Annotated in this window: 11 protein-coding genes; 4 read left to right on the plus strand and 7 right to left on the minus strand. The window is 30.5% G+C overall.

Annotated features, from left to right (window positions below; genetic code table 11):
• Positions 1–15: 15 nt before the first annotated feature.
• The gene (locus N5E64_RS09950; protein ID WP_280037386.1) at positions 16–681 is read left to right on the plus strand and encodes a DUF2490 domain-containing protein; all 666 of its coding nucleotides are present in this window, start codon (positions 16–18) and stop codon (positions 679–681) included.
• Positions 682–868: 187 nt separating this feature from the next.
• Here N5E64_RS09950 and N5E64_RS09955 read toward each other — a convergent pair whose 3' ends face one another.
• From N5E64_RS09955 to N5E64_RS09975, 5 genes are all read right to left on the minus strand, one after another.
• Complete coding sequence (locus N5E64_RS09955; protein WP_280037388.1) at positions 869–1,423, minus strand: biliverdin-producing heme oxygenase; 555 nt, start codon at positions 1,421–1,423, stop codon at positions 869–871.
• Between the two features lie 3 nt (positions 1,424–1,426).
• Positions 1,427–3,607, minus strand: coding sequence for an ATP-binding protein (locus tag N5E64_RS09960; protein WP_280037389.1), 2,181 nt, complete (start codon positions 3,605–3,607; stop codon positions 1,427–1,429).
• Positions 3,608–3,654: 47 nt separating this feature from the next.
• The gene (locus N5E64_RS09965) at positions 3,655–4,356 is read right to left on the minus strand and encodes a hypothetical protein (RefSeq protein WP_038333628.1); all 702 of its coding nucleotides are present in this window, start codon (positions 4,354–4,356) and stop codon (positions 3,655–3,657) included.
• Positions 4,357–4,534: 178 nt separating this feature from the next.
• Positions 4,535–6,421, minus strand: coding sequence for a S9 family peptidase (locus tag N5E64_RS09970; RefSeq protein WP_038333627.1), 1,887 nt, complete (start codon positions 6,419–6,421; stop codon positions 4,535–4,537).
• A gap of 185 nt (positions 6,422–6,606) precedes the next feature.
• Positions 6,607–7,446 (minus strand): hypothetical protein, encoded by an 840-nt coding sequence (locus N5E64_RS09975; protein ID WP_236688191.1) that lies wholly within the window; start codon positions 7,444–7,446, stop codon positions 6,607–6,609.
• 258 nt (positions 7,447–7,704) lie between these two features.
• On the opposite strand from N5E64_RS09975, the gene N5E64_RS09980 reads away from it, so the two are divergent.
• The 3 genes from N5E64_RS09980 to N5E64_RS09990 all read left to right on the plus strand — a co-directional run bounded on the left by N5E64_RS09980 (position 7,705) and on the right by N5E64_RS09990 (position 10,328).
• On the plus strand, positions 7,705–7,995 hold the full coding sequence (locus N5E64_RS09980; protein WP_280037394.1) for a hypothetical protein: 291 nt from the start codon (positions 7,705–7,707) through the stop codon (positions 7,993–7,995).
• A 102-nt stretch (positions 7,996–8,097) separates the two neighbouring features.
• Positions 8,098–9,642 carry a SulP family inorganic anion transporter gene (locus N5E64_RS09985; RefSeq protein WP_280037397.1) on the plus strand — a complete coding sequence of 515 codons (1,545 nt, stop codon included), beginning with the start codon at positions 8,098–8,100 and terminating at the stop codon, positions 9,640–9,642.
• Positions 9,643–9,692: 50 nt separating this feature from the next.
• Positions 9,693–10,328, plus strand: coding sequence for a carbonic anhydrase (locus tag N5E64_RS09990; RefSeq protein ID WP_280037400.1), 636 nt, complete (start codon positions 9,693–9,695; stop codon positions 10,326–10,328).
• Between the two features lie 60 nt (positions 10,329–10,388).
• On the opposite strand, the gene N5E64_RS09995 is transcribed toward N5E64_RS09990, so the two are convergent.
• Together N5E64_RS09995 and N5E64_RS10000 are read right to left on the minus strand one after the other, a co-directional pair.
• Positions 10,389–10,805, minus strand: coding sequence for a hypothetical protein (locus tag N5E64_RS09995; protein ID WP_038333623.1), 417 nt, complete (start codon positions 10,803–10,805; stop codon positions 10,389–10,391).
• A gap of 20 nt (positions 10,806–10,825) precedes the next feature.
• Positions 10,826–11,036: hypothetical protein (locus N5E64_RS10000; RefSeq protein WP_280037402.1), on the minus strand; the 211-nt coding region annotated here is incomplete at its 5' end.

The raw sequence follows: 11,036 nt of genomic DNA on the forward strand, positions 1-11,036 counted from the left end.
GTTAAAATTGAATGAATGAAGAAAATATTAGCCTGTTTTATTGTTTTAGCCAACTTCGGTGTGCATGCACAAGAAAGTAATTTTAGAACTTGGAATACCTTAAATATCAATCAAAAAATCAATAAAGATTTTAATTTTCAGTCGGATATACAATATCGTTCGTACGAAGATTTAGATCAATTGAATCAACTTTTGATTCGAGGAGGAATAGGATACAATTTAACCGAAAATAATAATACAATTTTAGCTGGTTACGCCTACATTCAAAACAGAACTCCTACTGCTACAGATGATTATGCTCATAGTCAAGAACATCGTTTGTATCAACAATTCAATACAAAACATGCTTTACAACGTTTTAATTTCGCGCATCGATTTCGTGTTGAAGAACGCTTTTTAGAAAATGATACACAATTTAGATTTCGTTATCAATTAACTGCAACTGTTCCACTAAATAATGTAAAATTGATCGAAAATACGTGGTATTTGAAAGCGTATGACGAGATTTTTTTGCAAGCTGTAAAAGATAAAACATTTGATAGAAATCGACTTGGTTTAAGCTTTGGTTACGTTATTTCGCCAACTTTCAGTTTGGAAGCTGGTTACATGCTTCAAAGTCTGAAAACATCTCATACCGATCATTTGATGATTGGATTGACAATTAATAATCTGATAAAATAGCTTATCTTAATTAGGATAATTTACACTTGATTATATGAAAGTCAAGCTAAATGGAAAAACAAAAGTAAAATGCACTATTTTTATTAATTACTAATATAATTAATCTAATCAATAATTTTAATTACTTCATAAAAAAATAAGACCTCTTTAGTCGAAACTAAAGAGGTCTTATTTAAAAATATTTTTTCTAAGCAAAACTTATCAAATCTTCGTAGGCTTTTTTTGCCCCTTCAAAAACTTGTTGTTGCTCTTCTTCAGTTGTAAATTCTTGATTAATATAACCAATAAAAGTTTTCCAGATTTGACCAAGGTTTTCGCCGTAATGTCCAAAATAATTGAAACTTTTATTCTCTAAAAAAGGATACTTTTTCAGTGTTTTTGCAATTACATTTCCGCCAAGCATAGAACCTTCTATCACATACAAAGCTCCAATTGCTTCGGCTCTATTTCGAAGCTCGAATTGTTTTGGTACATTCAATTCTTCTAAGCCCAACTCGTTAATATCTTGTTGAATCAAAGACAATTTATTGAGTTTTGTTAAGGCTAAATTTTCTAAGTCTTTTTCATTCAAAAATTCTTTAATAGAATCTTCATACGATTTTAGAAAAATATGATTAACCTGCAACATTTTATAATAATTTTTATCTGTAAATGTGCTGTTAAACAATTTATTCGATTCTAATTTATCTTCAATTTCTTTGTGATAAACCGCTGTTTTTTCTTTTAAATAATCAGATAGCATTTGTTAGATTTTTTTAAATGTTAATATAAAAGTTGTTTCTTCTCCCACTTTACTTTCAAAAGATATACCACCATTCATTCTATCCATCATTCTGTGCGCAATAGAAAGCCCTACACCATTTCCAGAGATATTTCCTGTGTTAGACATTCTGCTAAATAGCTTAAACATCTTGTTGTAATCTTCCTGTTTTATTCCGATTCCGTTATCTTTTACTTTAAAAATAACCTCCTCTTCATTCAATTCTGACCATATTTTTATGATTGGATGTTGTGCTTGGGAAGAATATTTTATTGCATTACCAATAATATTCAGAAAAACCTCATAAAACATCGTTTTATCCCCCAAAACATTATGTATTTCTTCTACAACAACTTGTGTATCATTAGTTTTATAATACAATAAAACATCGTGTATAATCTTTTCTATGATTGGTTTTGTTTCGATTGTAGACAATACAATTTCTGATTTTTTAGCTTTACTCAACGCCAAAAGATCCTGCATCATTTGTGTCATTCGATCAATTTCATCTATAACACTTTTTAATCGATCATTTTTAATTTCATCATCTATCAAACTTCTTTGAAGCATCTGACAATTCAATTTCATCACCGATAAAGGTGTACGTAAATCGTGAGAAACTGTATAGGTAAACGAGTCTAATTCGTCATTTATTTCCTTTAATTGCTCATATAAACTATGAATTTTGAATGATTGTAAATGAAGTGTTTCTATAATTAACTTTATTACTTCTTTGGCAACATATTTCTCCTTATCTAACCAAATAAACGATTTATTCTTAATATTCTCTTGCCAAATTTTGAAAGAAGTTCGAGGAGAAAAACTATGTATTTCATCGCCATTTATAACATCTACATTTTTAATTTTACTTGGTTCTCCAGCCCAATCTAAGGTTTGAACTTGTTCTTTTTTGAACCAAATAATAAAATGTTCGTAAGTTTGATTTAGAAAACAAAACATTACACCAGCCGAACTTGGACTAAGCCTAATCTCTTGTCCATAATCTAGATAAAAAGTATTCGAGGTAAATAAACGTGCTGAGTTTCTTTTAAATGCCCATTCTTTTATTCTCAAAATTTCTTCTTTATCTGGCGTTTCGCCTTCTACAAAAACATCGTCAAAATTAACCAACGCAATCCCATCTGCCTTTGTAAGGTTAAGAACCTCTTTTAGATTATTGTTCATTGATTGCTGAAGATTTTCTTCCGTTAAAAGATTTTCTTTCAGTTTAATCGCTGTTTCGTTAAAATGATTTTGGAACTTTAATCGTTCAGTTGATTTAAAATTCACATAAGTCAACCTTGCTTGACGCGTCAATAATTCAGTTTGCAAACGAACTTGATTTGGAATAAATTTTGGCTTGGAATTCTGACACGCTACAATTCCCCACAATTTCTCGTTAATAACAATAGAAATAGAGAAACTTGCTGCGCAATTTGCGTTACGTAAATACTGAAGATGTATCGGTGAAAGTGCTCTAACAGAGGAATACATCAAGTTTATTTTTTGATAATTCTCATTACCAATTAAAATGATTCTTTTACTATCAACATCTGCAACCAAACGGCTTTTTTTCTTTAAATACAGTTGACGTGCTTGTTTAGGAATATCAAATTCTGGAAAACGCAACCCCATATAAGAATCTAATCCCTTATCACTTTCTTCCGCTATAACAACGCCACTACCATCTTCCAAAAATTTATACAACATTACTCTCTCGTAATGAATCAAACTCTTGATAGATGAAATCAACCTATCCCAAGTTGAGCTTATAGACTTAGAGTACAGGATTTGTTCAGAAAAATTATAATAAGCTAATCTGTTTTCTAAAATAATTAATTCTTCTAACTCCAAATAAATCAATTCATCAAAATGATAAACTGTTAAATGGTAGGTTTTTGAATTAACTTTTGTATTAGTTCGGTAAAATTCACCTTGTTCTAAATTCAAAACCTCATCAAAATCAAGCTCAAAATCATGAAGTTGATTAATATGTTGGCTTAATATCTTTTCAGTAGAAATTTTAAATAATTCATCAATATTTTGAGAAAAAAATTCAATTTGATGCGAATTTTTATGAATTCCTATCAAATATCCAAAAGGTTGAATTTCGTTGAGAAACTGAATTTCTTCGTCTTCACAATTTTTGATGATTTGGTTGATCATATAAATGGTTTAGGAGTGTAATTATGAATCTAAGGTAAATTTATTTTTTAATCTTCTTGTCTTTTAATTTTCAGAATATAGTTTTCTAACTCTAATTCATCGGTATCTACTAATTCGAAATCATTAAAATGAGTTAAACTTTTCTCAAAAAATGCTGTAACTTTTTCTTTTTCTAACGATGGATGAACTTTAATTCCGTTAAATTTTATGTTCTTCATATAGACATAAAAATCATAATCAAAATCGGTTTCTCCTAAATAAGTATTGGCTATTTTTCCTTTCCATTTGATGTCAAAAACACCAAATTCTTCTGTATCTAAAAACGTAATTTCGTGCTGAGCAACCGTGTCATTACCTAACATTGAAATACCAAAAGCAAGATTTTCTGACTCGTCAAGATTTACTGGAAGAGGATCAATTTCGAATGTTTTTTTATTGAGTTGATTAAAATCTAATTGCGCATCATTGTCTATCTTTATCCCTTTGTTGTTCCAATATGTACTCGAGATGATAGCATGATCATAATTAATCCAAAGCTGTTTTTCGGCATTCTCTTCAGAAATGTCATCTATTTCATCCAAATCATCTTTATATTCTTCTTCTTCGTCATAATTATCTGACTCTAAATGAAGATCCATCCAAAGGTCAAAATTTTCATCAAGGCGAGCACTCCAAACAAAATCTATTACTTTGTGTCCGTTTGTAAATGGGCTATTCGAAAAATATATTTTGTTATTATCCTTACTCATAAATTGGGTTTTGACTTATGTTTTTGAATTTACAACGATTATTCTACTCTACAAAATTTTAAAAAATAATTGGTTCGTTTATTAGATATTGTCATTGATTTTCAAAGAAATAAAAAAAGTGCAATTTCTATAGAAATTGCACTTTTAAATTATAGTTATGATTTATAAATCAAATGAATTACAATGTTTCTTTTAACCACTTGAAAAATTCTGTATGCCAAATCACAGAATTTTGTGGTTTTAACACCCAGTGATTTTCTTCAGGGAAATAAATAAAACGAGATTTGATTCCTTTCAATTGTAAAATTTGATAAGCCTCTTGTCCTTGTCCCATTGGCACGCGATAATCATGACCTCCAACATAAATTAACATTGGCGTATTCCATTTATTTACTAATTCTGTACTACTTGGATCAAATTTAGAGTACGTTTTTTGCGCAGCTTTGTTATTTGTTTCCCACCAAGCACCACCAGCATCCCAGTTTGTAAAGAAAATTTCTTCTGTAGTTCCGTACATCGATTTCAAATCGAAAACACCATTATGTGCAATAAAAGACTTGAAACGACCTTCGTGAATACCTGCTAAATAATAAACAGAATATCCTCCGTAAGATGCACCAACAGCACCAAGACGATCTTTATCTACATAAGATTCTTTCGAGATATCATCAATCGCAGCCAAATAATCTTGCATTACTTGTCCTCCCCAATCTTTAGAAATTTGCTCATTCCACTCTACTCCATGACCTGGCATTCCACGACGGTTTGGCGCAATTACAATATACCCTTGTGCTGCCATTAATTGAAAATTCCAACGAGGAGAATAAAATTGCGTTAAAGCAGATTGTGGTCCACCTTGACAATACAATAAAGTTGGGTACTTTTTATTCGGATCGAAATTTGGCGGATAAATTACCCATGCAAACATTTCTTTTCCGTCTGTAGTTTTAATTTTACGTGCTTTTACATCACTCAACGCAATGTTATCGAAGATATCTTTGTTTTCGTTTGTTAATTGCGTTAATGCTCCAGATTTCAAATCAACTACATAAATTTCTGCAGCGTGATTGATATCTGTTTTTGTAACAATTGCTTTATTACCAACAATTTCTTTGATGTCTGCAATGTCAAAATCACCTTTTGTAATTTGTTTGATGAAAGGCATTTTTCTCATTTTGAAGTTTACATCAACCTCAAATAATTGAATTGTTCCTCCTACTGGCGCGTTGAAATAAATTTTGTTACCATCATTGCTCCATTTATAACCTTGTACGGTTCCGTCCCAATGTTTTGTAATATTCATTTCGATATCACCACGACGAACGATTAAGTCATTTTTATCTGCTTCGTAACCATCTCGTTCCATGCTCAAAAACGCAAAATCTCCTTGAGAAGAAAAACTTGGTGTATTGTCATAACCCATTTTTCCTTCTGTGATATTTTTCGTCGTTTTCGTTGCTAAATCGTATTGATAAATATCTGTATTTGTGCTTAATGCGTAATCTGTTCCGAATTTCTTCTTAGAAACATACAAAACTTTTGTTCCATCTGGCGTCCAAACAAATTCTGAAACAGAATATGGTTCGTCTTTTAAAACATCAATTTTAGTCGAACCTTCTTTATTTTCTGATACAAATAAATGATCGTAATTACCATCATTCCAAGTATCCCAATGTCTGTAATTTAATTCGTTATAAATCTGCACATTTGATTTATCCATTTCTGGATAATAATCAGAACCAAAAACCTTTTGTAATTTAACTTTATCAGTTTCTGCTTTATATTGTTGAGATTTATTCAACGATTCATCAGCCAAAAGCGTTTTATAATCTTCGATTTCCGAAGCTTTTCCTCCTGCCAACGAAATCATATACGTTTTCGATGTGTCTTCTTGTGTTTTTACGTTAGTAGAAGTTACTTTGTAAATCAGATTTTTTTGATCTTTCGTTACTCCAACTGGAGCTACTTTTTTTACTTGCCAAAGAAGTTCTGGCGTCATTACTTTTTGTCCCATTGCTGTTGTCGATATCAAGATACTTGCGACTAATACAGAAAATCTATTCATGTTAATTTCAAATCTAAATAATTGTAAAAGTAACAATTCTTTATCGAGAAAGGTTAAATTTATAGATAAAAAAAGACATCATCCAGTACAAATTGTACTTAAATGATGTCTCCGCTAATAATTTTTTTCAAATCGTCTAATCGATTCTTAAAATTAGGCTATATATTTTATATTAAACTACTTAATTAAAAGTTTAACTTATTTTTATGAGTAAAAACTGGAATAATTGCTCCAAAAACTAAATTTTGTTGAGAGAACACAATATCCTGTTTTGCTTTATCAGCTTTGTTTGCAGTTGTACGAATATCACTTAAGTTAGCATATCCACCCTTTAATTCGGCCTGTACAAAGAAATAATCCCAAAAAGTAAAGTTAATCCCAACCATTGCAGCTGTTGCAAAACCTGCTAAGTGAAACTCATCATAACGTTCATTACCCATCAATTTTACGTTAGAACGTGGATATAAAATCCCTGCTCCCAAACCAGCTGTTACGTTAACATCGATTCCTTTTCCATTTTTTGTGATTGGGAAATGTTGAATATTATCAAAACGACGAACCTCTAAATTAGCATAGTTCAAACCATCTGTATGCTCAAACGTTAAGAAATCTTCTGTTAATTTTTGATCGACATTATTATATGTTCCATCGTAATCTGAACCTGTATTGATGTGACCATTCATTTTTACAACTTGATCTTGATCCATCACATATTTCATGTGGTCAATCCCGAAAGAGATATTCCAATTATCCGAAACAAAGTAACCTAAACGGAAGTTATATTGCGGAATCGTCATAGAACTTGGATTGAAATACTTGATTCCAAAAGAAGTTTGACGGTCATGAGCTGCTACATTATCTAACGTAAAATCGTATCCATCTCCTTTGAACTGAATATCTGATTTTGTATACTGCGCGTGATTCCAACCCCAATAAACATAAAATTTACCTTTATTATTTTTCCCTTGCCCGAAAGTAGTTGCAACTAAAGCAACTAAAAACATTACACTTATATACTTTCTCAAAATTTAACTTTTTGCAAATTTATTCTTAAAAAAATTGTGTAAAAATGATTTATGATATCAATTTTATATCTAGACAATATTTAAAATCAATAAACATTGTTAAGCGTCATAAAATAAAATGATAAATATTTATTAAAAATGATATCCTCTATTTTGTAATTAAAAATTAAAATATATTTTTGTGACATAATGAAAGACTACCTGATAAAACATAGCATTGGAATTTTTTTCACGCTTCTTTTGGTGTTCAGTACGAACATGCAAGGGTTGGCGGGTTATGTAGATTATCAGATGAGAATGGAGCAACAAGACAAAAAAGATTCTTCTGACAATGATCAAAAAGCTTTGTTTTCTCAAACTTCAACTGAAGAAGAAAATAATCAGAAAAATTCTTCGAGCGAAATCACAGAAAAAATACATTATTTCCACGAAATAAAATTGTTTACATTTTTTAATGTGAAACAAATTACATATTCGGATTTTCATCATTCTAATGCATATGCGTCTTTAGACAATGGTGTGACAACTCCACCTCCAGAATTAGTTTAATTTTTTAATTGATTTTTTGCATCATCCTATTCAAATCTATTGAATGGACAGCAAATTTATTTTATCATTTTAAATTATTAAATAATTCATTTTAAAACTATTATGAATCTTTTTCAAAATTGGAAAAAGGACATACCTGCGAGTATTGTTGTCTTTTTCGTTGCATTGCCTTTATGTTTAGGTGTTGCGTTGGCCAGTGGTGCGCCTTTATTTGCCGGAATTATTGCGGGAATTGTAGGAGGAATTGTTGTTGGTCTTATTTCTAAATCTCAAATTGGTGTTTCTGGTCCAGCGGCTGGTTTGGTCGTTATTGTTTTAACTGCTATTACAGATTTGGGCGCTTACGAACTATTTTTAGTCGCAGTTGTTATCGCCGGAATTTTTCAAATATTACTAGGTATTCTAAAAGCCGGAGTTATTGGTTATTACTTTCCATCTTCGGTGATTAAAGGAATGTTGTGTGCGATTGGTATTTCAATTTTCTTGAAACAAATTCCGTTAGCGTTAGGCTATACAGAAACGTTTAGTTTTAGTAATTTTAGTTTAGATTTTATCACACCAGGAGCGATTATTATTACAGCAATCTCTTTATTTATCTTGATTGTTTGGGACAATATTTTAGGAAAAAAATCAAACTTTTTCAAATTATTACCAGGATCATTAGTAGCTGTATTAGTAGGTATTTTGTACCAAGTTACAATTGGTGATACCAACCACGAAGTATTTTATATCGACCACAATTTATTAGTAAAAGTTCCTGTTCCTGAAAGTGTTTCAGATTTCTTAGGACAATTTACTATGCCCGATTTCGCCTCTGGATTAACAAATCCTATGGTTTGGCAAGTTGCATTTACCATCGCAATTGTAGCATCATTAGAAACTTTATTATCTGTAGAAGCAACTGATAAATTAGATCCTTTAAAGCGTCAAACACCTACAAATCGAGAATTGATTGCACAAGGTGTCGGAAACTCTTTAGCTGGTTTAATTGGAGGTTTACCTGTTACGCAAGTTATTGTACGTTCATCTGCAAATGCAATGAGTGGCGGACTTACAAAACTTTCTACAATTACGCACGGTGTTTTATTATTAGTGAGTGTAATCTCTATTCCAATGTTTTTAAATTTAATTCCAAATGCGGTTTTAGCCTCTATCCTATTGGTTATTGGATACAAATTAGGTAATCCCAAACAATTCTTAGATATGAAAAAATTAGGAAAAGATCAGTTAATTCCGTTCGCAGTAACAGTTATTGCAATTTTGGCAACAGATTTATTAAAGGGTATCATCATTGGTCTTATTGTTGGTGTGGTTGTTTCGTTAATCAAATCGTACAACAACTCGCACGTAATGTTGGTGAAAGAAGGAAATGTTTTCCATATGAATTTTGCTGAAGAGGTAACGTTTGTAAACCGCGGTGCAATTGTAAAAGAATTAGATGGTTTGAAACCTGGTTCTAATCTTGAATTAGATGTTCGTAAAACACGAATTTTAGATTATGATATTATTGAATATTTAGATGAATTTAAAGTCAAAGCAAAAAATAATAACATTAATATTCGACTAATTTCCGAACGTGGAACAGTCGATAATCCCCCATCATTCAGAGAGTTTTTTGGTTACGTGTTGGTTGCCGGGGCTCATTAATCTGTAAAAAACATATAAAAATTAAAACACCCACAATAAAATTAAATATAATGAAAGCACATACATCAGAAACTCAAGCGACAACAACTCCAGAGAAAGCGTTAGAATTTTTAAAAGAAGGAAATGCAAGATTTGTTCAAAATTTAAAAGCGAACAGAGATTTACTTTCACAAGTGAATGACACAAGAGAGGGACAATGGCCGTTTGCGGTTGTTTTGAGCTGTATTGATAGCCGTACTTCAGCGGAACTTATTTTCGATCAAGGTTTAGGAGATATTTTTAGTGTACGAATTGCTGGTAATTTCGTTAATCAAGATATTTTAGGTTCGATGGAATTTGGAACAAATGTGGCTGGCTCTAAATTGATTGTTGTCTTAGGACACTCTAAATGTGGCGCTTTGAAAGGCGGATTAGACGCTGAAGCAATTCACAAAACTGGAATGAATAATTTGTGTCATTTGGTTGATCATTTCAATCCAATTATCGACGAAATCATTCAAGAAGGTGAAGAACGCTCTTCTAAAAATGCAGATTTATTAGAAAGATTAAATCACCAAAACGTTATACAAACCATAGAAGATATTCGTAACCAAAGTACAACCTTGAACACCTTAGAAAAAGAAGGGAAAATCAAGATAATAGGTGCAAACTACTGTGTAGATTCAGGCGTTGTAACTTGGTTATAAAACAATTAATTCTTTAGATATTTTTTAGTAATGTAAAAGCCACTCGCAGAGTGGCTTTTGTTATTTAATTAAATCTATAGTTTCTATTTTATAACCATCATAAAATATTTTATAATTATTTAATTTGTTTTTAATAATCCATTTAACATCATTCAAAACAAAATTATCTTCTAAAGCTCTAATAATATATCTATCATCAATATTAATTTCTAAAAATTTATCATCAAATAGTTTAACATTCGAAATATCCAATGACACTAATTCAAATAATTCATTATTATCAATATTAAAATTTGTAATCTTATTAAATATTTTACATCCAGATACAAATTCTATTATTACTTCATCAATTTTATCATAATAAATTGATTTATTACTAATTGAAAACTTAAACGATAATATACCCGAATATTCAATTGAATACAAACTTGCATTCAATAATAATTTATTTAATATAGATTCTACTTTTTCATTCATTATTAAATTGGCTTTTGTCTTTATAATGGTTTAAATGGTATCACTCCTTTTTTAATCAGCTCAGATTTTATTTTATCTGCGTAATTATTCGCAAACTTTTCTTTTTCCTCTTTCGGAAGATTTACATGAATATCATTTCGTTTCTCCCATTCATCAAATTCTTCATCCTCATGACCTGGTTTTTCTACTTGCTCTAAATAATGCACATAATGACCAAATTCGTGTAGTAAT

Source organism: Empedobacter sp. GD03739 (assembly GCF_029843245.1).
GTDB classification, from domain to species: domain Bacteria; phylum Bacteroidota; class Bacteroidia; order Flavobacteriales; family Weeksellaceae; genus Empedobacter; species Empedobacter falsenii_B.